We start from the raw sequence: 23091 nt of genomic DNA on the forward strand, positions 1-23091 counted from the left end.
GTGTTCGCGCCATCGGCTGCGTCGCAGAACTCGCTGCGTTCACTTCGCTCTCTGCGCTCAGACAGCTGCGACGAGTCAGATGTTGAAGCGCGCTGCGCGCGCAGCCGATGGCACTGCGCTCCTCGGCGGCACACAGGGGATCGCCCGACCCGCACCGCCTGCCGGGCTTGGGGGCGCAACGATTGCGCTCGCCGGAAAGGATGCACAACGATCGCGTCCACGTCGGTGGGCGGTAGGGCTGTGGGCGGCCTTTGGCTGCGGCGAGCACCGCAGCCAAAGGCGGATCAGGGCCGCAGCTGTTTGAGCGAAGCGAGTTCTGCGGACCCCGCCTTTCGCGAGGAGCAGCAGCGAAGCCCGAAGGGCCGCAGGCGTCTGCCGCCCGCAGCCCTACCGCCCGCCGACGCCCACCCCATCAAGCGATCAACGCTCGATCGTCTTGTTCCACCGCGCATTCCACGCCGGCCGGTTCGCATTGATGCTCTCCCAATCCACCGTGATCGCGGTCTTCATGTAGCCGTTGATCGCCGCCACCTGCGCGACGCCCTCGCCCACGACCGGTGCCTTGGGGTTGGTCGGGATCTGGCTGCCGTACTGCAGCACGTTCGCCTGCGCCAGCGGGGAGAGCAGGAACTCGGTGAGCTTCTGCGCCAGCTCGGGCTCGCTGTTGTTGGCGATCACGCACTGGCCGACGATGAGCACCACAGAGCCCTCCTTCGGGTTCGCGTATTCGACGGGGATGCCCTTGGTCTTCATCGCCGCCACGATCGTCGGTGTCAGCGGGAAGACCGCGGCCTCGTTGGTCTGGACCATCTCGGAAATCTTGGCCGAGCTGGGGATGTACTCCAGCACGTTCGGCCCGATCGTGGTCGGCCAGGCCTTGAACCCGGGCTCGACGTTCTTCTCGTTGCCGCCCTGGATGCGGTTGAACATCAGGAAGCCATGCAGGCCGAAGGACGACGCCGAGGCCGACTGGAACACCACCTTGCCCTTGTACTTCGGGTCGGCCAGATCCATCCACGAGGTGGGCGGCGCCCAGCCCTTTTCCTTGAACATCTTGGCGTTGTAGGCCAAGCCAGTCATGCCCAGGCTCACGCCGCTGGCCATGTCGCCCTTGAAGCGCGCGGCCGGGTAGATCTCGTTGAGCGCGGCGCTCGGGCGCTGCTTCTCGCACAGGCCCATGCCGATGGCACGCGCCATGATGCCGTCGTCGAGGAACATCACGTGCATCTGCGGCTTGTCCTTGTTGGCCTGCGCCTTGGCCAGGATATCGGACGAGGTGCCGGGCACGACCACCACCTTGACGTTGTTGGCCTTCTCGAAGGCCGGGAAGACGTACTGCGTGTACGCCTTCTCGAAGGTGCCGCCGTTCATGCCGATGTAGAGCGTCTTGGTCTGCGCGCCGGCCACGCCGCTGGCGGCCAGGGCCGCAGCAGCCAGCGTGGTGAAGACGGCGCGGCGCAGGGCTCCGGAGTGGGGGGCGATGCGGGAGATGGACATGGCTTTCCTTTCGGTGGGTGAAGGGGACGCTGAGAGAGAACGGTTCAATGCGCGAGCGCAGGCTCGACGACGGGTGTGTGGGCGAAACGGCCGATGCCGAAGGCGTCGATGGGCGTGGTGCTGCGGCCATCGCTCACCAGCTCCGCCAGCACCTCGCCCACGGCGGGCCCGACCTGGAAGCCGGCGCCGGCAAAGCCGAAGCCGTGGAACAGCCCGGTCGTGGTTCGGCTCGGGCCGATCACCGGCTGGCGGTCGGGCAGGTAGCCTTCGGTGCCGCTCCAGGTGCGGATGAAATGGGCGTGCCGCAGCACGGGCAGCAGTTCGATCGCCTGCGTGGCGAGCGCGGCCATCGACGCGCGATCGGAACGCGCGCGGTCGGCATCGAGCGCACGGCCCGGCCCGCCGCCGAGCACCAGGTTGCCGCGTGCGACCTGGCGGCAGTACACGCTGCCGCCTTCCACGCCCAGGCTCCAGTGCATGAAGAAGGGCAGCGGCTCGGTGACCGCCATGGCCGGGTGGCCGGAGTGCATCGGCACCGCGTCGCCAAACTGCTCGGCGATGCGGTTGGCCCAGGCGCCGGCGCAGTTGAGCAACACCTGCGACCTCACCGCCAGCGTGTTGCCCGCGCGCAGATGGAAGAACTGGCCATCGTGGGCGATCTCGTCGACCCGCGTGCGTTCGTGGATGTCGGCGCCCGCGCGCCGTGCCGCGAGCGCGAAGGCCGGCGACACCAGGCGCGGGTTGGCCTGGCCGTCCTCCATGCACAGCGAGCCACCGACGGCCTTACCGCCCAGCCACGGGCACTGCGCGCGCAGCCGCGCGCCGGAGAGGATGTCGATGCCCAGGTCGAAGTCGCGCGCGCTGTCGCGGTAGGCCTCGAGCGCGGCCAGGTCGGCCTCGCTGCGGGCGATCTTGAAGTGGCCCGAGCGGATGTACTCGCCGTCGGTGCCGAGCAGTTCGGGCAGCCGGCCCCAGATGCCGTGCGCGCGCTGCGCCAGCGGCAGCTGGCTAATCGGCCGACCCTGGCGGCGCACGCCGCCGTAGTTGACGCCGCTCGAGCGCGAGCCGCACAGGTCGCGCTCGAGCAGCACCACGCGCAGCCCCATGCGGCGCAGGGCCAGCGCGGCCGAGCTGCCGACGATGCCACCGCCGACGATGGCGACATCGGTCACGATGCGTTGCGTCATGCGGTCACCTCTTCGTGCGTTGGACTGTCCGCAGGCACCAGATGGATCGGGATCGGCTTGATCGGTGCCTGCCCACGCAAGCGGCCGACCTGCGCCACCGGCCGGCCGGTGGCGTGCGCGAGGATCTCCGCCGCCGCGACGCCGCACATGCGGCCCTGGCAACGGCCCATGCCGACGCGCGTGAGTGCCTTGAGCCGGTTCATTTCGTCGGCCCCGCTGTTGGCGACGGCGCGGCGCAGTTCGCCGGCCGTGATGTTCTCGCAGCGGCACACGACGAGGTCGTCCGACGCCTGCGCGGCCCAGTCTTCGGGAAAGGGAAAGGCGCGTTCCAGCCCTGCGCGGAAGCCCATGAGCTTTTCAAGCTTCTGCTGCAGCCTATTGGCGCGCTGCGCATCGACAGCCACGCCATGGTCGGCCAGCAACGTGAGGGCCGCGAGCTCGCCGGCCCACTCCGCCGCGTCGGCGCCCATGATGCCGGCGCCGTCGCCCGCGAGGTACACGCCCGGCACGCTGGAGCGCCCGGCCGCGTCGCGCTCGGGCAGGTGCGCGCGGTGCAGCGGCGCGAAGGCGAAGCGGCAGCCGAGCAGGTCGGCCAGCTGGGTTTCGGAGCGCAGTGCGTAGCCGAAGCCGACGGCATCGCAGTCGAGCGTGTGCTCGCGGCCGCTTTCGGCCCAGACCACCGACCGCACGCGTTCGTCGCCCTGCATGCGGACCAGCCGCACGCCGCTGTGCAGCGCCACACCATGCGCTCGCAGCCAGGCGACGTAGTACACGCCCTTGGCGAACACCGCGGGCTGCCGCAGCAGCGCGGGCACGGCCGCGAGCTGATCGGCGAAGCGTGCCGTGTCGAGCACCGCCGCCACCTCCACACCCGCCTTTGCATACTGGTACGCCACCAGATAGAGCAGCGGCCCGGTGCCCGCGAACACCACACGCGAACCGATGGCGCAGCCCTGGAACTTGAGCGCTACCTGGGCGCCGCCGAGCGTGTACACGCCGGGCAGCGTCCAGCCGGGCACGGGCAGCACGCGGTCGGTCGCGCCGGTGGCGACGATGAGCTGGCCGTACGGCACGGTGTGCGTGGTCTGCGTGGGGCCGTGCAGCACGTCGAGCTGCTGGTCCTGCACGCTCCACACGAGGCTGTCGGGGCGGTGGTCGATGCGGCCCTGCAGGCCGTCGATGGCCGCATGCACGGCTGCAGCGCGCGCGGCCTCGGTGCCGTAGAGCGTCTGCGGCGTGCGCTTGAAATGTGCGGGCGGGCGGCGGTAGATCTGGCCGCCGGCGCGTGCGGCCTCGTCGATCACGATCGGCCGCAGGCCATGCGCGGCCAGCGTCTGCGCCGCGCGGATGCCGGCCGGGCCGGCGCCGACGATGACGGGCTGCAGTTCGGGCGTACTTGTCATGCCGGCATCTCGCTCAGCAATGCCATGCCGGACACGATGAAGGTCGAACAGGCCCGCAGCCGCGCCCCGTCGGCGGTGGCGATCCAGCAGTCCTGACAGGCGCCCATCATGCAGAAGCCGGCGCGCGGCTCGCCGCTGAATTCGTTGCGGCGCAGTTGCGCGCCTTGCGTGAGCACGGCGGTCAGCACCGTGTCGCCTTCCAGCGCCTGCACCGGCCGGCCGTCGAGCGTGAACGACACCGCTGCGCGCTGCGTCTCGGCGACGCGGCGCAGCAAGGGTTGTGCGGTGCCAAGGCTCATTTGTGCCCGCCCACCAGCACGCGGTCGAGCCCGTAGAGCCGGTCGAGCACGATCATCGCCACCGCCGTGACCGCCACCATCAGCGCCGACACGGCCGCCATCAGCGGGTCGATCGACTCGGTCGCGTACATGTACATGCGCACCGGCAGCGTCACCGTGCTCGGCGAGGTGACGAAGATCGACATCGTCACTTCGTCGAAGCTGTTGATGAAGGCCAGCAGCCAGCCGCCCGTGACGCCCGGCAGGATCATCGGCAGCGTGATGCGCTTGAACACCGTCGCCTGGCTCGCGCCCAGCGACAGCGCGGCCTGCTCGGCACTGCGGTCGAAGCCGACCAGCGCGGCCACCACCAGGCGCAGCGTGTAGGGCGTGACGATCAGCGCGTGCGCGAAGATCAGGAAGCCGAAGCTGCCGGTGCCGCCGACCAGCGCGAACATCCGCAGCAGCGCGACGCCCAGCACCAGGTGCGGAATGATCAGTGGCGACAGGAAGAGCGCGTTGAGGAAGTCGCGCCCCGGAAAGGCGTAGCGCGTGATCGCCATGCCCGCCGGCACCGCGAGCAGCGTCGCGATGGTCGCGGACGCGAGCGCCAGCCACAGGCTGTTCCAGAAGGACTGCATGAAGTCCGAGTGCTCGAAGACCGCGCGGAACCAGCGCAGCGAGAACTCGGTGGTCGGCAGCGTGAGCGTGTTTTCGGGCGTGAAGGCCACCACGCAGACGACCACCAGGGGCGCCAGCATGAAGGCGATGACGAGCGCGTTGAACGCGAGGGCGAGGGGGCCGTTCTTGGTCATGGTTCAGCCCAGGGATTTCTTGTACTGGCCTTCGATGAGGCGGTTGTAGCTGAGCATCACCACGAGGTTGGCAACGAGCAGCACCAGCGCAACAGCGGCGCCGAGCGGCCAGTTGAGCTCGTGCAGGTATTCGTCGTACACCACCGTGGCGACCATCTTCAGGCGACGGCCGCCGAGCAGGCCCGGAATCGCGAAGGAGCTGGCGGCGAGGCCGAAGACGATCAGGCTGCCCGACAGGATGCCGGGCATGACCTGCGGCAGCACGATGCGGCGCAGCGTGGTGAAGGGCGTGGCGCCGAGCGACAGGGCCGCGTTCTCCACGCCGGCGTCGAGCTTCTGCAGCGAGGTCCACACCGGGATCACCATGAAGGGCAGCATCACATGCACCAGCGCGATGACGATGGCCGTCTCGGTGTAGAGGATCTTGACCGGGCCGAGGCCGAAGACGCCGAGCAGCCCGTTGACCAGGCCCTCGGGGCCGAGCAGCATGCTCCAGCCGAAGGCACGCACCACCACCGACACCAGCAGCGGCGCGAGCACCACCAGCAGCAGGATCGAGCGCCAGGGGTTGCGCATGCGGCTGAGCACGTAGGCCTCGGGCGTGCCGATGAGCACGCAGATCAGTGCGACCAGCGCCGAGATCCAGAAGGTGCGCCAGAAGATGCCGTAGTAGTACGAGTCGGTGAAGAGGTGGATGTAGTGCTCGAGCGTGAACTCGCCGCTCTTCACGCCGAGCGCCGGGTCGTACACGTTGAACGACAGCACCGCGGTGAGCCCCAGCGGCACCAGCAGCAGCACGGTGAACAGCACCAGCGCCGGGGCCGAGAGCCACCAGGGCGTGGATTTCCTGGCGAGTGCGCTCATGTAGGCACCTGTTCGACAGTGGACTCATCGGCCGGCAGCAGGCGCGTGCAGTGGTCGGGCCAGTCGATGCCGGCAGCCTGGCCTTCGTCGAGCGCGTCGCGACCGTCGTTGGGGCTCAGCACCATGATGTCGCCGACCGGCGTGGCAACACGGTAGAGCCACTGGCTGCCGAGGAAGAAGCGCTCGCCGACCACGCCCTGCAGCCGGCCGCTGCCGGCGGCGACCAACTGCGCCTTCTCGGGCCGCACGCTCAGCAGCACCGCGGCGCCGGGGCGGAAGCCCGCGTCGTCCACGTCGACCGCGAGCGGACCGATCTCGACGCGCGTGCGGCTGCCGACGGAGGCGACCCGACCTTCCAGCAGGTTCGCCTTGCCGACGAAGGTCGAGATGAAGCGCGTGCGCGGGTGCTCGTACACGCGGTGCGGATGGTCGATCTGCGTGGCGCGGCCACCTTCCATCACGACCACGCGGTCGCTGATGGACATCGCCTCGCTCTGGTCGTGCGTGACCATGATGGTGGTGGTGCCGACCTTGCGCTGGATCTGCCGCAACTCGAACTGCATCTCCTCGCGCAGCTTGGCGTCGAGGTTCGACAGCGGCTCGTCGAGCAGCAGCACCGGCGGCTCGATCACCAGCGCGCGGGCCAGGGCGACGCGCTGGCGCTGGCCGCCGGAGAGCTCGCGCGGGTATTTCTTCGCATGCATCTCCAGATGCACCAGCGCCAGCGCCTGCGCGACGCGTTCCTGCCGCTCGGCCTTGGGCATCTTGCGCATCTCGAGGCCGAAGCTCACGTTGTCCGCCACCGTCATGTGCGGGAACAGCGCGTAGGTCTGGAACACGATGCCCAGGCCGCGGGTGTTGGCCTTGGCGGTCGTGATGTCCTGGCCGTCGAGTTCGATGCGGCCGCTGCTGACGGCTTCGAAACCGGCCACCATCTGCAGCGTGGTGGTCTTGCCGCAGCCCGACGGGCCGAGCAGCGAGACGAACTCGCCCTTCTCCACGGACAGGTTCATGGCCGACACGGCGCAGGTCGTGCCGTAGTACTTGGTCACGCCGGTGAGTTGAAGAAATGACATGGACGGCCTTTCATCGATCGGGAAGCCGCCACGGTTCGAATCTCCGCGGCGTTCGGATCAATCTATTGCAATAACCGAACCAGAATCCTCGTGGTATTCCATTAAACGGAAGATTTCTATCTTTTATTCCGTTTAATGGAATGATTGGGATAGACTGGATGCCAGAGATTCCACAGGACCCACCATGACGACGACTTCCACCGCCACCGGGGGCGTGCCCCGGGCCTTCCTGGTGATCCGCGCGCTGGCCGAATTGCAGGCAGAAGGCGGCCGCGTGACCCAGATTGCACGAAATGTGGGCCTGACCCAGGCCACCACGCACCGTTTGCTGCAGTCGCTGGTGGCCGAGGGCATGGTGGAACAGGACGAGCGCAGCAAGCTCTACCGGCTCAGCATCGACTTCTTCGCGCTGGCGTCGAAGGCCGGCGACGGCGGCGGCTTGCGCGCCCTGTGCCGCCCGGCGCTGCTGCGACTGAGCGCCAGCCTGGGCGACAGCATCTTCCTGCTGGTGCGCAGCGGCTTCGACGCTGTCTGCCTCGACCGCAGCGAAGGCCCCTTCCCCATCCGATCCTTCACCGGCGACATCGGCGGGCGCATCGCGCTGGGCGTGGGCCAGGGCGCGCTGGCGATCCTCGCCTTCCTGCCGGAGGCCGAGCGCGAGGAGGTCATCCGCTTCAACCTGTCGCGGGTGCGCGAGTACGGCGTGTACGACGAGGTCTACCTGCGCACCGAGATCGAGAAGGTTCGCCAGCAGGGCTACGCCGGGCGCAACACCGGCCTGCTCGAAGGCATGGCCGGCGTGGCGGTGCCGATCTGTGACCGCGAGGGCCGCGCCGTGGCCGCGCTGAGCGTGGGCACCATCGCCGACCGCCTGAGCGCCGACCGGCTGCCCACGGTGGTCGAGCTGCTCAAGCGCGAGGCGGCCGGCATCGGCCCGCGCATCAACCCCTTCGACGCGACCCTGCGCCGGCCGACGCAGAGCCTGGCGAGCTCGCCGGCCGCGCAGAAGATCGAGCTGCCGCCGGCGGATTGATCGCCGCTGCGTCCGCCTGCGCCTCGCCCACGATCCAGTCGCGGAAGGCCAGCAGCAGCGGCACCTGCGCACGCGATTCGGGGTAGACCAGGTAATAGGCGTCGGCGCTGGTCAGCGCCTGGGGGAACAGCACCGTCAGCGCACCGGCGGCGATCTCCGCCTCGACCAGGAAGCTGGGCAGCAGCGCCGCGCCGAGGCCCGACACCGCCGCCTGCGCGATCATCGCGAACTGCTCGAAGCGCGGGCCGCGCAGCGCCGGCGCGCCGGCCACGCCGACCTGCTCGAACCACTCCGCCCACTGCGTCGGCCGGGTGCTCTGCTGCAGCAGCACGACCGTCGCGAGGTCCTGCGGCTGCCGGATGGCATGGCGCTCGGCGAAGGCCGGGCTGCAGACCGGCACCACCGCCTCGTGCATCAGGTAGGCGCAGGCCGCGCCGGCCCAGTGCGGCGCGCCGAAGTGGATGGCCGCGTCGAAGGGCTCCTGCGCGAAGTCGAAAGGCTCGGAGCGGGCGGCGAAATTCACCGTGACCTCCGGGTGCCGCGCGACGAAGCCACCCAGGCGCGGGATCAGCCAGCGCGTGCCCAGCGTCGGCAGCACCGCCAGGTTGAGCAGCCCGCCTCCCGCCGACGCCATCACCTTCTGGCTGGCGCCCGACAGCTGCTGCAGCACCGCGCGCACGTCGGCCGCATAGACGCGGCCGATGTCGGTGAGCACGATGCGCTGGCGCACCCGGTGGAACAGCGCGATGCCCAGTTGCTGCTCCAACTGGCGGATCTGCCGCGACACCGCGCTCTGCGTCAGGTGCAGCTCGTCCGCCGCGCGCGAGATGCTGTGGTGCCGCGCGGCCGCCTCGAAGGCGAGCAGGTCGGCGACCGGCGGGAGGAAGGATTTCTTGAACATCGTCATTCGGAGGGGGAATGAAGCCGTGACTCCATCTCCGTCCTCTACAAGCATCGAGGGAGCATTCTGCCGACTTCATTCCCTCTTCGCATCAACTCGTTCCACATTTTCGCTATGCAAGCCGGCCGCGGTGGCGGACAGTGTCGCCATCGTCTTTCCCAGCCGGACCCTGCCATGCCCAACGCTTCCACCCCCTCCTCCCTGCCGACCGAAGTCGCCGAACTGCTGCAGCGCCTCGGTGTGCCGCGCGACGCTTACACCGGCGGCTCGCTGCCGGTGCGCTCGCCCGTCACCGGTGAACAGATCGCGGCCGTCGCCGAGACCTCCACCGCCCAGGCCGCCGAGGCCATCGGCCGTGCCCATGCCGCCTACCTGACATGGCGCAACGTGCCGGCGCCCCGCCGCGGCGAACTGGTGCGCCTGCTCGGCGAAGAGCTGCGCCTGCACAAGGCCGACCTCGGCCGGCTGGTGACGCTCGAAGCCGGCAAGGTGCCGTCCGAAGGCGCCGGCGAGGTGCAGGAAATGATCGACATCTGCGACTTCGCCGTCGGCCTGTCGCGCCAGCTCTACGGCCTGACCATCGCCACCGAGCGCGCCGAGCACCGGATGATGGAAACCTGGCATCCGCTGGGCGTGGTCGGCGTCATCTCGGCCTTCAACTTCCCGGTGGCCGTGTGGTCGTGGAACGCCGCGCTGGCGCTGGTCTGTGGCGACCCGGTGGTGTGGAAGCCATCCGAGAAGACGCCGCTGACCGCGCTCGCCACGCACGCCATCGCCCAGCGCGCCATCGCCCGCTTCGGCGCGGATGCGCCCGAGGGTCTGCTCGATCTGCTCATCGGCCAGCGCGACATCGGCGAAGTGCTGGTCGACGACCACCGCGTGCCGGTGCTCTCGGCCACGGGCTCCACCGCGATGGGCCGCCAGGTGGCGCCCAAGCTGGCCGCGCGCTTCGCCCGCGCCATCCTCGAACTGGGCGGCAACAACGCAGCCATCGTGGCGCCCTCGGCCGACCTCGACCTCGCGCTGCGCGGCATCGCCTTCGCCGCCATGGGCACGGCCGGCCAGCGTTGCACCACGCTGCGCCGCTTGTTCGTGCACGACAGCGTGTACGACGCGCTGGTGCCCAAGCTGGCCAAGGTCTACGCCAGCGTGCAGGTCGGTGACCCGCGCGAGGCCGGCACGCTGGTCGGCCCGCTGATCGACCGCGCCGCCTTCGACGGCATGCAGAAGGCGCTGGGCGAATGCCGCGAGCTGGGCGCGACGGTGCACGGCGGCCAGCGCGTCGACGGCATCGGCACGCAGGACGCCTACTACGTGCGCCCGGCGCTGGTCGAGCTGAAATCGCACGCAGGCCCGGCATTGCGCGAGACCTTCGCGCCCATCCTCTACGTCGTGCGCTATGCGTCCTTCGACGAAGCCATCGAATGGCACAACGCGGTGGGCGCGGGCCTGTCGTCGTCGATCTTCACGCTCGACATGCGCGAGGCCGAGCGCTTCATGTCGGCGGCGGGCTCGGACTGCGGCATCGCCAACGTGAACATCGGCCCGAGCGGCGCCGAGATCGGCGGCGCCTTCGGTGGCGAGAAGGAAACCGGCGGCGGGCGCGAAGCCGGCTCCGACGCCTGGAAGGCCTACATGCGCCGCGCGACCAACACCATCAACTACTCGACCGCCCTGCCGCTGGCGCAAGGCGTGACCTTCGACATCGGGGACTGAGCGTGACGACCGCTTTCGTGCCGGCGCAGCGCGTGCGCGCCATCGGCGTGTCCGAGATCCTGCGCATCACCGACCACGCGAATGCGCAGAAGCGCGCCGGCCGGCCGGTGATCGTGCTGGGCGCGGGCGAGCCGGATTTCGACACGCCGCAGAACGTGCTCGACGCCGCCGTGCGCGCCATCGGCCGCGGCGAGACGCGTTACACGGTGCTCGACGGCAGCCCGGCCATGAAGGCCGCGGTGCAGCACAAGTTCCAGCGCGACAACGGGCTGGACTTCGCGCTCGACGAGATCAGCGTGAGCGCCGGCGCCAAGCAGGTCATCTTCAACGCGATGATGGCCAGTCTGGACCCGGGCGACGAGGTCATCCTGCCGGCGCCGTACTGGACCTCGTACGCCGACATCGTGCAGATCTGCGGCGGCGTGCCGGTGCCGGTCGCGTGCACCGAAGCGAACGGCTTCCGTCTCGACGCGGCGCAGCTCGAAGCGGCGATCACGCCGCGCACGCGCTGGCTCTTCCTGAATTCGCCGTCGAACCCGAGCGGCGCGGCCTACAGCGCGGCGCAACTCGCGCCGCTGTGCGAGGTGCTGCTGCGGCATCCGTTGGTGTGGGTGCTGGCGGACGACATCTACGAACACATCCTCTACGACGGCCTCGCCTTCGCGACGCCCGTGGCCGTCGAGCCGCGGCTGCGCGAGCGCACGCTGACGGTCAACGGCGTGTCGAAGGCCTACGCCATGACCGGCTGGCGCGTGGGCTACGGGGCCGGGCCCCGCGCGCTGATCGCGGCCATGGCCGTGGTGCAGAGCCAGACGACCTCCTGCCCATCGTCGATCAGCCAGGCCGCGGCCATCGAGGCGCTGACCGGGCCGCAGGACGTGGTGGCCACGCGCCGTGCCGATTTCCAGGCGCGGCGCGACGTCGTGGTGGCGGCGTTGAACCGGGCGCCCGGCCTGCACTGCCGCGTGCCCGAAGGCGCCTTCTACACCTACGCCAGTTGCGCCGGGGTGCTCGGCAAGCACACACGCGGCGGTACGCTGCTGCAGACCGACAGCGACTTCTGCCGCTACCTGCTGCAGGAGGTCGAGGTGGCCGTGGTGCCGGGCAGCGTGTTCGGGCTGGCGCCGTACTTCCGCATCTCGTATGCGACCTCGATGGCGCAGCTGGAAGAAGCCTGCGCGCGCATCACCGCGGCCTGTGCCGCGCTCGAATGAACCCATCCATCCTCTCGGAATCCCTATGACCTCACCCCGCACCGGCGGCCAGATCCTGGTCGACCAACTCATCACCCACGGCGTCGAGCAGCTGTTCTGCGTGCCCGGCGAAAGCTTCCTCGCGGTGCTCGACGCGCTGCACGACGCCTCGATCGCCGTGACCGTGTGCCGCCAGGAAGGCGGCGCGGCCATGATGGCCGAGGCGCAGGGCAAGCTCACCGGCAAGCCGGGCATCTGCTTCGTCACGCGCGGCCCGGGGGCGACCAACGCGTCGGCCGGCGTGCACATCGCGCACCAGGACTCGACGCCGCTGCTGCTCTTCGTCGGCCAGGTGGCGCGCGATGCGCTGGGCCGCGAGGCCTTCCAGGAACTGGACTACGGGGCGGTGTTCGGCAGCATGGCCAAGTGGGTCGTGCAGATCGACGACCCGGCGCGCGTGCCCGAACTGATCTCGCGCGCCTTCCACGTCGCGACCTCCGGCCGGCCCGGCCCTGTCGTGATCGCGCTGCCCGAGGACATGCTGACCGAGGCCGCGACCGTGGCCGACGCGCTGCCCTATGCCGTCGCGGAAACGCATCCGGGCGCGGCGCAGATCGCCGAGCTGCAACAGCGCCTCGAGGCGGCCGAGCGGCCGGTCGTGATCCTCGGCGGCAGCCGCTGGTCCGACTCGGCGGTGCAGCAGTTCGCCGGTTTCGCCGAAGCCTTCGCGCTGCCGGTGTACTGCTCGTTCCGCCGGCAGATGCTGTTCAGCGCCCGGCACCCGTCGTACGGCGGCGACCTGGGACTGGGCGCGAACCCGAAGCTGCTGCAAGCGATCCGCGGGTCGGACCTGGTGCTGCTGATCGGCGGGCGCCTGTCGGAAGTGCCCTCGCAGGGCTACGAGCTGATCGGCATCCCGACGCCGCAGCAGGCGCTGGTGCACGTGAACGCCGACGCCGACGAGCTGGGCAAGCTGTACCGCGCCACGCAGGCCATCCATGCAACGCCGCAGGCCTTTGCAGCAGCGGTCGCCCCGCTGCGGCCCTCGGCGCCGCCGGCGTGGGCGGCCACCACGGCCCAGGCGCACCAGGATTTCCTGGCCTGGAGCGACCCGGCGCCGATCCGCATTCCCGGCCCACTGCAGATGGGCGAGATCATGACGCACCTGCGCGAAGTGCTGCCGGCCGACACCATCTTCTGCAACGGCGCCGGCAACTTCGCCACCTGGGTCCACCGCTTCTGGCCCTTCACCACCTTCGCGAGCCAGCTGGCCCCCACCAGCGGCTCGATGGGCTACGGCCTGCCGGCGGGCGTGGGTGGCAAGCGGCTGTGGCCCCAGCGCGAAGTGGTCGTGTTCGCCGGCGACGGCGACTTCCTGATGCACGGCCAGGAATTCGCGACCGCGGTGCAATACGGGCTGCCGATCATCGTGGTGCTGCTCGACAACGCGATGTACGGCACGATCCGCATGCACCAGGAGAAGCACTACCCCGGCCGCATCAGCGCCACGCAGCTGAAGAACCCCGACTTCCGCGGCTATGCCGAGGTGTTCGGCGGCCACGGCGAACGCGTGACCACGACGGAAGAGTTCGGCCCGGCGCTGGCGCGCGCGCGGGCCAGCGGCAAGCCGGCCATCCTGCATTGCCTGCTCGACCCGGAGGCGATCACGCCCGGCAGCACCTTGCAGAGCATCCGCAAGGCCGCGCTCGCGGCGAGTTGAGATCGGGGCCTCTCACGTCTCGATACATCTTGGGCGAAGCGACGCGTCTGGTAACGGGTTAGTCCTAATGCACTGCCGCGGTGCGCACTCTAAAGTCGCGCCACTCGCAAACGGGCCTGCCCGTCCCGCGGGGTGCCGAGGAGACATAGCTTTCGCACAAAACTCGAAGACCCGAGACAACAGGCTTCCACAGAGAAGCCGCACAAAAGAAAAAGACGCCGCTGGACGGCGTCTTTTTTTTGGCGGGGTCGGACGGCGATCGTCGGCGGCATGGCTTCATTGTGGTGCGCCGCACACAGTGGCGCGACCAACGCCTGGAAACACGACAGAGTTCACGGAAACTTTTTCCCGCGGGACGCGCGTCAGGCAGAAGATCGGCAGATCCCCTCAAAGGAGCTGCGATGCCCGCCCACACCCCCACCTACCGCACTGCCGATGCGTCGGCGGCCACGTGGCGCCAGCGCATCGCGCAAGCCATGGGACGCCGCAAGACGTCTTCCCGCGCGACCGCTCCCACCCTGCAGATCCCGGTCGCGCGTCCGTCCGCCGACGCCTTCGAGCGCATGGACCTCGACCAGCGCGTACGCCAGCTCGGCGAATGGTGAGGTGAGCGCTCAGGGCGCCGTCGCCGCGGCGTTCGCGCCCGCTGGTGGCCACGCGACCTCGCTCGCCACGCGCGGCTTACCGATCGGTGCCGTCGCCTTGCCCACGCGGATTGCCGCCATGTCGGCCTCGCTCGGGTACTGGTCGAGCAGCCAGTAGTCCATCACCCGCCGCGCGATCGGCGCGGCCGCGCCGGCGCCCCAGCCGGCGTTCTCCACGATCACCGCCACTGCGATCTTCGGGTCGTTGGCCGGCGCGAAACCCATGAAGAGTGCGTGGTCCCGCTGGTGCTCCTCGAGGGCCTTGGCGTTGTACTTGGTGTTCTGAGCCTGCGTCACGGCCTGCGCTGTACCGGTCTTGCCCGCGGCCTGGTAACCCGCCCCGGCGAACACGCCGCGCGCCGTGCCGCTGGTGACCACGCTCACCAGGCCTTCGCGCACCACGGCCACATTGGCCGGCGAGAAGCCCAGGTTCTCCGCAGGCGGCTGGATCACCGACTTGACCTGGCCCGTGACCGTGTCACGGGTGGCGAGCACCACGTGCGGCCGGTATCGCACGCCGCCGTTGGCCACGATCGACGTCGCCTGCGCCAGCTGCAGCATGGTGAAGGTGTTGTAGCCCTGGCCGATGCCCAGCGAGATGGTTTCGCCGGCGTACCACTTCTTCTGCTCGGGCCGCTTGTAGGCGTTGCGCTTCCATTCGGTGCTGGGCAGCACGCCGCGCAGTTCGCCGCCCAGGTCGATGCCGGTGATCTGTCCGAAGCCCAGCGGCTTCATGAAGTCGTGGATCTTGTCCACGCCCATCTCGTTGGCCAGCGAGTAGTAGTAGATGTTGCTCGACAGCTGGATCGAGCGGCGCATGTCGACGCCGCCGATGTTGCCTTCCGGGCTGCCGAAGCGGTGCCCGCCAAAATTGAAATAACCCGGGTCGTTGACCACGACATTCGGCCCGCGCGATCCGGTCTGCAGCGCAGCCAGCGCCATGAAGGGCTTGTACGTCGAGCCCGGCGGGTAGGTGCCGCGCAGCGCGCGGTTGAGCAACGGCTTGTCGAGCGACTCGCTCAGTTCCTTCCAGCTCTCGCTGTCGATGCCCTCGACGAACAGGTTGGGGTCGAAGGTCGGCTTGCTGACGAAGGCCAGCACCTCGCCGGTCTTGGGGTTGAAGGCCACCAGCGCACCGCGGCGATCACCGTACATGTCCTCGATCAGCTTCTGCAGCTTGATGTCGAGTGACAGCATCACCGTGTCGCCCGGGGTCGACGGATGGCTGGCCAGCCGGCGCACAGCGCGCCCGCCCGCGGAGGTTTCCATCTGCTCCACGCCGGTCAGCCCGTGCAAGGTTTTTTCGTAGCTCTGCTCCACGCCGAGCTTGCCGATGTAGTCGGTGCCCTTGTAGTTGGACACCTCTTCCTCCGGCCAGTCTTCCATCGCTTCCTTCTCGCGCTGGTTGATGCGGCCGATGTAGCCGAGCACGTGGCTCGCCGTCTCGGCATAGGGGTAATTGCGAAAGAGCCGCGCCTTGATCTCGACGCCCGGGAAGCGGTAACGCTGCGCCGCGAAACGGGCCACCTCCTCGTCCGACAGGCGCGTGCGAATGGGCACCGAATCGAAACTGCGCGAGTCCTCGCGCAGGCGCTTGAAGCGGCGACGGTCGCGCGGCGTGACGTCGACCACCTCGGCCAGTGCGTCGATGGTCTCATCGACCTTGCCGGCCTTCGACGGCGTGATCTCCAGCGTGTAGGCCGAGTAGTTCGAGGCCAGCACGACGCCGTTGCGGTCGAGGATCAGCCCGCGGTTGGGCACCACCGGCAACACGGCCGTGCGGTTGCTCTCGGCCTGCTCGGCCAGATCGACGTGTCGCACCACCTGCAGGTAGACCAGCCGCGAGCACAGCAGCCCGAAGGCGGTGAGCACCACCAGGCCGATGACGATCACCCGCCGCTTGAAGCGGGCGAGGTCGGCGGCGACATTGCGGATCTCGGTCATGCGGGACGCAGACTACGCGCGCAGGGCGCGCGGAGCAAGTTCACAGGGGTCGATTGGCATCGGGCTCGGGCGTGCGCCGCTGCGGCGCCAGCAGGATGAGGCTGATGAGCGGCCACAGCGCCGCCTCGATCACCGGCGCGATCAGCAGCGACCAGCCCGGGAACACCCCGCCGCCGATCATGCGGATGGCCAGCTCGATCAGGTGCGACACGGCGAACAGCGGCAGCACCTGCGGCGCCTGCGACAGCACCGGGTACCAGAGCAGCCGGCGGTGCAACATGATCGCGAAGAAGCCCAGCGTGGTGTACGACAGCGCGTGCTGGCCCAACATGGCCGACTGGTGCACGTCCATGCACAGGCCGAACACGAAGGCCGCGCCGATGCCGATCCGCGTGGGCTGATGCACGCTCCAGAACACGATCGCCAGCGCCAGCAGATCGGGCGTCCAGGCCGCGCGGCCCAGCGGCACCATGTCGAACAGCAGCGCGACGATCAGGCTGGCCCAGATGAAGACCGGGTTGACGGGCAGCAGGAGCTGCTGCTGGCCGGGACGCATGATCATGGTGTGCGCCCTTCCCGGCGAGCAGCGGGTTTCGGCGCCGAAGCCGCCGGTGCCTTCGGCTTGGCGTCGGCGTTCTTCTTGACGCTGGCGGCGGACGCCGCTGCCGATGCGGCCGCGGCCGAGCGCATCGACGCCGCACTGCCGATCGGCGCCAGCACCAGCACATAGCGCGCCGCCGTCACCTGCGCGAGCGGCAGGCAGTAGATGCGGGCGAAGCCGGAATCGGCACGGCGTTCGATGCGTTCGATCTTCGCCACCGGCAGCCCCGGCGGGTAGACGCCATCGACACCGCTGGTCGCGAGCAGGTCGCCCTCCTGCAGGTCGGCGTTGGCGGCCATGAAGCGCAGTTCGAGCCCGCCGCCGTGCGCACTGGCGTCGCCGAAGGCCACGCTGCGTGCGCCGGTGCGGGTGTTCTGCACCGGGATGGCGAGGTCGCGGTCGATCACCAGGGTGACTTCGCTGCTGAAGGGCAGCACCTGCGTCACCTGCCCGATCACGCCGCGCTCGTCGATCACCGGCGAGCCGGGGGCGATGCCGCTGGACAGGCCCTGGTCGATGACGACCTTGCGGGTGTACGGGTCGGCCGCGTCGTAGAGCACCTCGGCCGCACGGCCCGGCGTCTGCGTCGTCTGCCGCAGTTCGAGCAGCGAGCGCAGCCGTTCGTTTTCCTTGGCCAGGCTGTCGGCCTGGCCCGCACGTTCGGCCTGCAGCGTCAGCGCGCGGCGCGCCTCGGCCTCGTTGCGTTGGGCCACCTGCAGATCTTCGAGGTAGGTGCCGCCCTGGGCGAACAGCTGCACCGGCTTGAGCGCCAGCCATTGGAAGGGATAGAGCACGGCACCGACGGCAGCGCGCACCGGCTGCGTCAGATGGAAGCGCGCATCGGCCACCATCAGGAACACGGCGAGCGCGCTGAAGAAGATCAGCTTGCTGAGCGCCGACGGGCCCTGGTGAAAGAGCGGTGGCGCGGAGCGATCCAGCGTGCCGAGCGGCATACGCGACCGCCGGGGTTATTCCGAGGTGAAGATGCTGCCGAGACGGTCCATGCGCTCGAGGGCGATGCCGCAGCCGCGCACCACGCAGGTCAGCGGGTCTTCGGCGACCAGCACCGGCAGGCCGGTTTCCTCGGCCAGGAGGCGGTCGAGGTCGCGCAGCAACGCGCCGCCGCCCGTGAGCATCATCCCGCGCTCGGCGATGTCGGCGCCCAGTTCGGGCGGCGTCTGCTCCAGCGCGTTCTTCACGGCCGAAACGATGTTGTTGAGCGGATCGGTCAGCGCTTCCAGCACTTCGTTGCTGCTGATGGTGAAGCTGCGCGGCACGCCCTCGCTGAGGTTGCGGCCCTTGACTTCCATCTCCTTGACCTCGGAGCCCGGAAAGGCCGAGCCGATGGTCTTCTTGATGACTTCGGCCGTCGGCTCGCCGATCAGCATGCCGTAGTTGCGGCGGATGTAGTTGATGATGGCTTCGTCGAAGCGGTCGCCGCCAACGCGGACGCTGCCCTTGTAGACCATGCCGCCGAGCGAGATCACGCCGACTTCGGTGGTGCCGCCGCCGATGTCGACGACCATCGAGCCCGACGCTTCCGACACCGGCAGGCCGGCGCCGATGGCCGCGGCCATGGGCTCTTCGATGAGGTAGACCGAAGTGGCGCCCGCCGCTTCGGCCGCGTCCTTGATGGCGCGGCGCTCGACCTGGGTCGAGCCGCAAGGCACGCAGATGATGATGCGCGGGCTCGGCGCGAGCAGCGAGCGTGGGTGCACCATCTTGATGAACTGCTTGATCATCTGCTCGGTGATCACGAAGTCGGCGATCACGCCGTCCTTCATCGGGCGGATCGCCTCGATGTTGCCGGGCACCTTGCCCAGCATGGCCTTGGCCTCGCGGCCGACCGCCTGGATCACCTTCTTGCCGTGCGGGCCGCCTTCATGGCGGATGGCCACGACCGACGGTTCGTCCAGCACGATGCCCTTGTTGCGGGCGAAGATCAGGGTGTTGGCGGTGCCGAGGTCGATGGCGAGGTCGGTCGAAAAGTACCGACGGAAAGCTCCAAACATGTGGAATTCCTCTGGAGCACGGCATGCGCATCGGCAGGTCGTCGCTCTATTTTTTGGGTCGTCTGAAGGGATGGATTGATGGTTTTTGCAGCAAAAGCCGGCGCGTTCGCGGGGGTTGCGGCAAAGGCGGGATAATACCCGAATCCCCTGGACTTCCCTCGTTTTCGCCCCCCGGCGGGGCCGGTTTCGACACCGTTTCGCCCTCATTTCCGAATGTCACTCACCTCCACCGATATTGCCCGCATCGCCACGCTGGCACGCCTCCAGTTGGCGCCCGACGAGAGCACGCGCCTGCAGGGCCAGATCAACAGCTTCTTCGACCTGGTCGAGAAGATGCGCGCCGTCGACACCACTGGCCTCGAGCCGCTGGCCCACCCCGTGGCCGCCATCGAAGACATCACCCTGCGCCTGCGCGACGACGTGGTGAGCGAGCCGAACAACCGCGAGGCCAACCAGAAGAGCGCCCCCGCCGTCGAACGCGGCCTGTTCCTCGTGCCAAAGGTGATCGAATGAGCGCGGACCTGCATCAACTGGGCGTGGCCGGCCTCGCCAAGGCCCTGGCATCGCGCGAGGTCTCGGCGGTCGAGGCCGCCCAGCATTTCCTCCAGCGCATCGATGCGCACCAGGCGCTCGGCGCCTTCGTCGCGGTCGATGCCGACGTGACGCTGGCGCAGGCCCGGGCCGCCGACGCGCGGATCGCCAAGGGCAACGCACCGGCGCTGGCTGGCGTGCCGATCGCGCACAAAGACATCTTCGTCACCACCGACTTCCCGACCACCGCGGGTTCGCGCATGCTGGCCGGCTACCGCTCGCCCTTCGACGCGACCGTGGTGCGCAAGCTGGCCGAGGCCGGTGCCGTGACGCTGGGCAAGCTCAGCTGCGACGAATTCGCGATGGGGTCGGCCAACGAGAACGTGGCCGTGCCCGCCGTGGGCTCCGACAAGGCCGTGCCGGTGCGCAACCCCTGGGACACCGCCCGCGTGCCGGGCGGCTCCTCCGGCGGCAGTGCGGCGGCCGTGGCCGCGCGCCTGGCGCCGGCCGCCACCGGCACCGACACCGGCGGCTCGATCCGCCAGCCCGCCTCCTTCTGCGGCATCACCGGCATCAAGCCGACCTACGGCCGCGCCTCGCGCTACGGCATGGTCGCCTTCGCCTCCAGCCTCGACCAGGCCGGGGCGATGGGCCGTTCGGCCGAAGACTGCGCGCTGCTGTTGTCGGCGATGTGCGGCCCCGACCTGGACCGCGACTCGACCTCGATCGACCGACCGGCCGAAGACTTCTCGCTCTCACTGAACGCGCCGCTCAAGGGCTTAGTTATTGGAGTGCCGCTCGAATGGATTTCCAAGCCTGCGGATCAAGCGGCGAAAGACATGGACCCGACCAATCCAGGACCGTCAGCGGGGGTCTCCGATGCATTCTGGGACGCCATGAAGGTTTATGAGGATTTGGGGGCGACCTACAAATTTGTGCATCTCCCACGAACTTCGCTGTCGATTCCCGTCTATTACATCTTGGCGGCGGCCGAAGCATCGAGCAACCTGAGCCGCTTCGACGGCGTCAAATTCGGCCACCGCGCCAAGGACTACCGCGACCTGGCCGACATGTACGGCAAGACCCGCGAAGAAGGCTTCGGCGACGAGGTCAAGCGCCGCATCATGATCGGCACCTACGTGCTGAGCCACGGCTACTACGACGCCTACTACCTGCAGGCGCAGAAGGTGCGCCGCATGATCGCCGACGACTTCCGGCAGGCCTTCCAAGGCTGTGACGTGATCGCTGGTCCGGTGGCGCCGACGGTGGCCTGGAAGCTCGGCGAGCACGGCGACGACCCTGTCGCCGACTACCTGGCCGACATCTACACCCTGCCCGCCTCGCTGGCCGGCCTGCCCGGCATGAGCCTGCCCGCAGGCTTCGGCGAAGCCGGCATGCCGGTCGGCCTGCAGCTGATCGGCAACTACTTCGCCGAGGCGAAGCTGCTGAACGCCGCGCACCGCTTCCAGCAGGCCACCGACTGGCATGCGCGCGCGCCCAAGGGAAATTGAGATGAGCGACCCCGTGAACACATTCGAAGCGCAGCAGGAAGGCCGTCCGACCGGCCCGCTGGTGCAGGGCTATGAAGTCATCATCGGCTTCGAGACGCACGCGCAGCTGTCGACCGCCAGCAAGATCTTCAGCCGCGCCTCGACGGCTTTCGGCGCCGAGCCCAACACGCAGGCCTGCGCCGTCGACCTGGCGCTGCCGGGCACGCTGCCGGTGATGAACAAGGGCGCGGTCGAACGCGCCATCAAGCTCGGCCTGGCGCTGGGCTCGACCATCGCGCCGCGCAGCGTCTTCGCGCGCAAGAACTACTTCTACCCCGACCTGCCCAAGGGCTACCAGATCTCGCAGTTCGAGATCCCGGTGGTGCAGGGTGGCGCCGTGAGCTTCTTCGTCGGCGACGAATCCAAGACCGTGCGCCTGGTGCGCGCGCACCTGGAAGAAGATGCCGGCAAGTCGCTGCACGAGGACTTCATCGGCCAGTCGGGCATCGACCTGAACCGCGCCGGCACGCCGCTGCTCGAGATCGTCACCGAGCCCGACATGCGCTCCACCGCCGAGGCCGTGGCCTATGCGAAGGAGCTGCACAAGATCGTCACCTGGATCGGCATCTGCGACGGCAACATGCAGGAAGGGAGCTTTCGCTGCGACGCCAACGTGTCGGTGCGCAAGCCCGGCGCCAAGCTGGGCACGCGCCGCGAGATCAAGAACCTGAACAGCTTCAAGTTCATGCAGCAGGCGATCGACTACGAGATCCGCTGGCAGATCGAGGAGATCGAGGACGGCCGCGCGATCCAGCAGGCCACCGTGCTGTTCGCCCCCGACACCGGCGAGACGCGCGCGATGCGCACCAAGGAAGACGCGGCCGACTACCGCTACTTTCCCGACCCGGACCTGCCGCCGCTGGCGATCGCGCCCGAATGGATCGAGCGGGTGCGTGGCGAGATGCCCGAGTTGCCGCGCGCGATGGCCGAGCGCTATGTGACGACGCACGGCCTGTCGGCGTACGACGCCGCGCAGCTCACGCAGAGCGTGGCGCTGGCGCACTACTTCGATGCGACGGTGGCCGCGGGCGCGTCGCCCAAGCTGGCCAGCAACTGGATCACCGGGGAGATCGCCCGACGCCTGAATGCGCAGGACATCGCCATCGGCGAAGCGCCGGTCACGGCGGCACAGCTGGCGAAGCTGATCGTGCGCATCGGCGACGGCACCATCTCCAATGCCGCCGCACGCCAGGTCTTCGACGCCCTGTGGACCAGCGAAGCGAGCGATGTCGATGCGGTGATCGAGGCCAAGGGCCTCAAGCAGATGAGCGATTCCGGCGCCCTCGAAGCCATCATCGACGGCGTGCTCGCCACCAACGAGAAGAACATCGCCGAATACCGCGCCGGCAAGGACAAGGCCTTCAACGCGCTGGTGGGTCAGGTGATGAAGGCCAGCCAGGGCAAGGCCAACCCGGCGCAGGTCAATGCGCTGCTGAAGAGCAAGCTGGGCTGAGCGGACTCAGCGGCCGGCGCCACCGGCCGCGTTCGCCGACCACAGCGGCTTGAGCCGCGCGCGCTCCTCGTCGAAGCGCGCGTTCACGCGCTTCTTTTCGTCTTCCTGCGCCGCGATGAAGCGGTTCTGGACCGCCACGCTCTGCTCGCTGTCGTCGAGCTTGCGACGCAACGACGGCGGGGCCTTGCTCGGGTCCTTCTTGTAGAACTCCATCTCGTCGTCGATGCCCTGGCGCTCCTTGCCCAGCTCGCCGAGCCGCTTGCGGGCGGCGTCGATGACCGCATCGATCTGCAGCATGGCTTCGGACCGCTCGCGCTCGTGCGCCGTCGGATTGGGGTAACGCATCAGCAGGGCGCGCTCGCGCCGCCGCTCCTCGTTCAGCCGCGACGCCTGCATCGCCGCCTGCCGAGCGCGCTCTTCGCGCTCGGCCTGCTCGCGCGGGGTGTAGGTGGGTTCGAGGGTGCGGCGCACGGTGCCGCTCGGGCCGAACTCGCGCTGTTCGCGGTCGGCGCAATCGGCGATCGGCCGGTCGGCGGTGAGGGTGCGTCCCCGGCTGTCGGTGCAGCTGTAGATGCCGGGCGAGGCCGTCGGCCCCTGCGCCGAAGCGGAGGCTGCCAGCGCGCACAGCGACCAGGTCGCCAAGAAGGTTCGGTTCGGCAGCAGCATCCGTTCT

The 23091-nt window shown here is 69.1% G+C and carries 21 protein-coding genes; 8 read left to right on the forward strand and 13 right to left on the reverse strand.

Features of this window, described 5'->3' with window-relative positions; translation table 11 throughout:
- Positions 1 to 420 precede the first annotated feature (420 nt).
- From QTH86_RS15650 to QTH86_RS15680, 7 genes are read right to left on the reverse strand one after another with little or no spacing between them, the layout of a single operon-like run.
- Positions 421 to 1497, reverse strand: a complete 1077-nt coding sequence (locus QTH86_RS15650; RefSeq protein WP_286647122.1) for an ABC transporter substrate-binding protein — start codon at positions 1495 to 1497, stop codon at positions 421 to 423.
- 44 nt (positions 1498 to 1541) lie between these two features.
- Positions 1542 to 2684, reverse strand: coding sequence for an NAD(P)/FAD-dependent oxidoreductase (locus QTH86_RS15655; RefSeq protein WP_286647123.1), 1143 nt, complete (start codon positions 2682 to 2684; stop codon positions 1542 to 1544).
- Complete coding sequence (locus QTH86_RS15660) at positions 2681 to 4087, reverse strand: FAD/NAD(P)-dependent oxidoreductase (protein ID WP_286647124.1); 1407 nt, start codon at positions 4085 to 4087, stop codon at positions 2681 to 2683. The genes QTH86_RS15655 and QTH86_RS15660 overlap by 4 nt, the downstream gene beginning before the upstream one ends.
- Positions 4084 to 4386 carry a (2Fe-2S)-binding protein gene (locus QTH86_RS15665; protein ID WP_286647125.1) on the reverse strand — a complete coding sequence of 101 codons (303 nt, stop codon included), beginning with the start codon at positions 4384 to 4386 and terminating at the stop codon, positions 4084 to 4086. Before QTH86_RS15665 ends, QTH86_RS15660 begins: the two co-directional genes overlap by 4 nt.
- Positions 4383 to 5180: an ABC transporter permease gene (locus tag QTH86_RS15670; protein ID WP_286647126.1), complete on the reverse strand. Its 798-nt coding sequence runs from the start codon at positions 5178 to 5180 to the stop codon at positions 4383 to 4385. The genes QTH86_RS15665 and QTH86_RS15670 overlap by 4 nt, the downstream gene beginning before the upstream one ends.
- 3 nt (positions 5181 to 5183) lie before the next feature.
- A complete protein-coding gene (locus QTH86_RS15675) occupies positions 5184 to 6044 on the reverse strand; it encodes an ABC transporter permease (protein WP_286647127.1) in 861 nt (286 codons plus the stop codon).
- Positions 6041 to 7120: an ABC transporter ATP-binding protein gene (locus QTH86_RS15680; protein ID WP_286647128.1), complete on the reverse strand. Its 1080-nt coding sequence runs from the start codon at positions 7118 to 7120 to the stop codon at positions 6041 to 6043. The genes QTH86_RS15675 and QTH86_RS15680 overlap by 4 nt, the downstream gene beginning before the upstream one ends.
- A gap of 184 nt (positions 7121 to 7304) precedes the next feature.
- Between QTH86_RS15680 and QTH86_RS15685 the strand changes: the two genes are divergently transcribed.
- Positions 7305 to 8153 carry an IclR family transcriptional regulator gene (locus QTH86_RS15685; RefSeq protein ID WP_286647129.1) on the forward strand — a complete coding sequence of 283 codons (849 nt, stop codon included), beginning with the start codon at positions 7305 to 7307 and terminating at the stop codon, positions 8151 to 8153.
- On the opposite strand, the gene QTH86_RS15690 is transcribed toward QTH86_RS15685, so the two are convergent.
- Positions 8062 to 9054, reverse strand: coding sequence for a LysR family transcriptional regulator (locus QTH86_RS15690; RefSeq protein ID WP_286647130.1), 993 nt, complete (start codon positions 9052 to 9054; stop codon positions 8062 to 8064). The two genes, QTH86_RS15685 and QTH86_RS15690, sit on opposite strands and share 92 nt — an antisense overlap.
- Positions 9055 to 9228: 174 nt before the next feature.
- Between QTH86_RS15690 and amaB the strand changes: the two genes are divergently transcribed.
- The 4 genes from amaB to QTH86_RS15710 all read left to right on the forward strand — a co-directional run bounded on the left by amaB (position 9229) and on the right by QTH86_RS15710 (position 14288).
- Positions 9229 to 10770, forward strand: a complete 1542-nt coding sequence (gene amaB / locus QTH86_RS15695; RefSeq protein ID WP_286647131.1) for an L-piperidine-6-carboxylate dehydrogenase — start codon at positions 9229 to 9231, stop codon at positions 10768 to 10770.
- A 2-nt stretch (positions 10771 to 10772) separates the two neighbouring features.
- Entirely contained in the window at positions 10773 to 11984 is a 1212-nt protein-coding gene (locus QTH86_RS15700) for a pyridoxal phosphate-dependent aminotransferase (RefSeq protein ID WP_286647132.1), read from the forward strand.
- A 25-nt stretch (positions 11985 to 12009) separates the two neighbouring features.
- Positions 12010 to 13683 carry a thiamine pyrophosphate-binding protein gene (locus QTH86_RS15705; protein ID WP_286647133.1) on the forward strand — a complete coding sequence of 558 codons (1674 nt, stop codon included), beginning with the start codon at positions 12010 to 12012 and terminating at the stop codon, positions 13681 to 13683.
- Between the two features lie 401 nt (positions 13684 to 14084).
- Complete coding sequence (locus QTH86_RS15710) at positions 14085 to 14288, forward strand: hypothetical protein (protein WP_286647134.1); 204 nt, start codon at positions 14085 to 14087, stop codon at positions 14286 to 14288.
- Positions 14289 to 14297: 9 nt separating this feature from the next.
- Here the strand turns inward: QTH86_RS15710 and mrdA are convergent, their stop codons facing one another.
- Genes mrdA through QTH86_RS15730 form a run of 4 tightly spaced genes read right to left on the reverse strand, consistent with a single transcriptional unit; the run spans position 14298 to position 18884 of the window.
- The gene (gene mrdA, locus QTH86_RS15715) at positions 14298 to 16271 is read right to left on the reverse strand and encodes a penicillin-binding protein 2 (protein WP_286647135.1); all 1974 of its coding nucleotides are present in this window, start codon (positions 16269 to 16271) and stop codon (positions 14298 to 14300) included.
- Positions 16272 to 16311: 40 nt separating this feature from the next.
- A complete protein-coding gene (mreD, locus tag QTH86_RS15720) occupies positions 16312 to 16833 on the reverse strand; it encodes a rod shape-determining protein MreD (protein WP_286647136.1) in 522 nt (173 codons plus the stop codon).
- Complete coding sequence (gene mreC, locus QTH86_RS15725; protein ID WP_286647137.1) at positions 16830 to 17825, reverse strand: rod shape-determining protein MreC; 996 nt, start codon at positions 17823 to 17825, stop codon at positions 16830 to 16832. The genes mreD and mreC overlap by 4 nt, the downstream gene beginning before the upstream one ends.
- A gap of 15 nt (positions 17826 to 17840) precedes the next feature.
- A complete protein-coding gene (locus QTH86_RS15730) occupies positions 17841 to 18884 on the reverse strand; it encodes a rod shape-determining protein (RefSeq protein ID WP_262075790.1) in 1044 nt (347 codons plus the stop codon).
- A 213-nt stretch (positions 18885 to 19097) separates the two neighbouring features.
- Here QTH86_RS15730 and gatC point away from each other — a divergent pair, with 213 nt between their 5' ends.
- Genes gatC through gatB form a run of 3 tightly spaced genes read left to right on the forward strand, consistent with a single transcriptional unit; the run spans position 19098 to position 22418 of the window.
- On the forward strand, positions 19098 to 19397 hold the full coding sequence (gatC, locus tag QTH86_RS15735) for an Asp-tRNA(Asn)/Glu-tRNA(Gln) amidotransferase subunit GatC (RefSeq protein WP_286647138.1): 300 nt from the start codon (positions 19098 to 19100) through the stop codon (positions 19395 to 19397).
- Entirely contained in the window at positions 19394 to 20926 is a 1533-nt protein-coding gene (gene gatA, locus QTH86_RS15740) for an Asp-tRNA(Asn)/Glu-tRNA(Gln) amidotransferase subunit GatA (protein WP_286647139.1), read from the forward strand. The genes gatC and gatA overlap by 4 nt, the downstream gene beginning before the upstream one ends.
- Before the next feature lies 1 nt (position 20927).
- Positions 20928 to 22418 carry an Asp-tRNA(Asn)/Glu-tRNA(Gln) amidotransferase subunit GatB gene (gene gatB, locus QTH86_RS15745; RefSeq protein WP_286647140.1) on the forward strand — a complete coding sequence of 497 codons (1491 nt, stop codon included), beginning with the start codon at positions 20928 to 20930 and terminating at the stop codon, positions 22416 to 22418.
- Between the two features lie 6 nt (positions 22419 to 22424).
- Here the strand turns inward: gatB and QTH86_RS15750 are convergent, their stop codons facing one another.
- Positions 22425 to 23084, reverse strand: coding sequence for a DUF4124 domain-containing protein (locus QTH86_RS15750; protein WP_286647141.1), 660 nt, complete (start codon positions 23082 to 23084; stop codon positions 22425 to 22427).
- Between the last annotated feature and the right edge of the window lie 7 nt (positions 23085 to 23091).

The organism is Variovorax sp. J2L1-78 (genome assembly GCF_030317205.1).
In the GTDB taxonomy this organism is placed as follows: Bacteria; Pseudomonadota; Gammaproteobacteria; order Burkholderiales; family Burkholderiaceae_C; genus Variovorax; species Variovorax arabinosiphilus.

Coding starts and splice junctions, on each gene's coding strand:
- QTH86_RS15650 (WP_286647122.1), bottom strand. CDS start 1,497: ATGTCCATCTCCCGCATCGCCCCCCACTCCGGAGCCCTGCGCCGCGCC.
- QTH86_RS15655 (WP_286647123.1), bottom strand. CDS start 2,684: ATGACGCAACGCATCGTGACCGATGTCGCCATCGTCGGCGGTGGCATC.
- QTH86_RS15660 (WP_286647124.1), bottom strand. CDS start 4,087: ATGACAAGTACGCCCGAACTGCAGCCCGTCATCGTCGGCGCCGGCCCG.
- QTH86_RS15665 (WP_286647125.1), bottom strand. CDS start 4,386: ATGAGCCTTGGCACCGCACAACCCTTGCTGCGCCGCGTCGCCGAGACG.
- QTH86_RS15670 (WP_286647126.1), bottom strand. CDS start 5,180: ATGACCAAGAACGGCCCCCTCGCCCTCGCGTTCAACGCGCTCGTCATC.
- QTH86_RS15675 (WP_286647127.1), bottom strand. CDS start 6,044: ATGAGCGCACTCGCCAGGAAATCCACGCCCTGGTGGCTCTCGGCCCCG.
- QTH86_RS15680 (WP_286647128.1), bottom strand. CDS start 7,120: ATGTCATTTCTTCAACTCACCGGCGTGACCAAGTACTACGGCACGACC.
- QTH86_RS15685 (WP_286647129.1), top strand. CDS start 7,305: ATGACGACGACTTCCACCGCCACCGGGGGCGTGCCCCGGGCCTTCCTG.
- QTH86_RS15690 (WP_286647130.1), bottom strand. CDS start 9,054: ATGTTCAAGAAATCCTTCCTCCCGCCGGTCGCCGACCTGCTCGCCTTC.
- amaB (WP_286647131.1), top strand. CDS start 9,229: ATGCCCAACGCTTCCACCCCCTCCTCCCTGCCGACCGAAGTCGCCGAA.
- QTH86_RS15705 (WP_286647133.1), top strand. CDS start 12,010: ATGACCTCACCCCGCACCGGCGGCCAGATCCTGGTCGACCAACTCATC.
- QTH86_RS15710 (WP_286647134.1), top strand. CDS start 14,085: ATGCCCGCCCACACCCCCACCTACCGCACTGCCGATGCGTCGGCGGCC.
- mrdA (WP_286647135.1), bottom strand. CDS start 16,271: ATGACCGAGATCCGCAATGTCGCCGCCGACCTCGCCCGCTTCAAGCGG.
- mreD (WP_286647136.1), bottom strand. CDS start 16,833: ATGATCATGCGTCCCGGCCAGCAGCAGCTCCTGCTGCCCGTCAACCCG.
- mreC (WP_286647137.1), bottom strand. CDS start 17,825: ATGCCGCTCGGCACGCTGGATCGCTCCGCGCCACCGCTCTTTCACCAG.
- QTH86_RS15730 (WP_262075790.1), bottom strand. CDS start 18,884: ATGTTTGGAGCTTTCCGTCGGTACTTTTCGACCGACCTCGCCATCGAC.
- gatC (WP_286647138.1), top strand. CDS start 19,098: ATGTCACTCACCTCCACCGATATTGCCCGCATCGCCACGCTGGCACGC.
- gatA (WP_286647139.1), top strand. CDS start 19,394: ATGAGCGCGGACCTGCATCAACTGGGCGTGGCCGGCCTCGCCAAGGCC.
- gatB (WP_286647140.1), top strand. CDS start 20,928: ATGAGCGACCCCGTGAACACATTCGAAGCGCAGCAGGAAGGCCGTCCG.
- QTH86_RS15750 (WP_286647141.1), bottom strand. CDS start 23,084: ATGCTGCTGCCGAACCGAACCTTCTTGGCGACCTGGTCGCTGTGCGCG.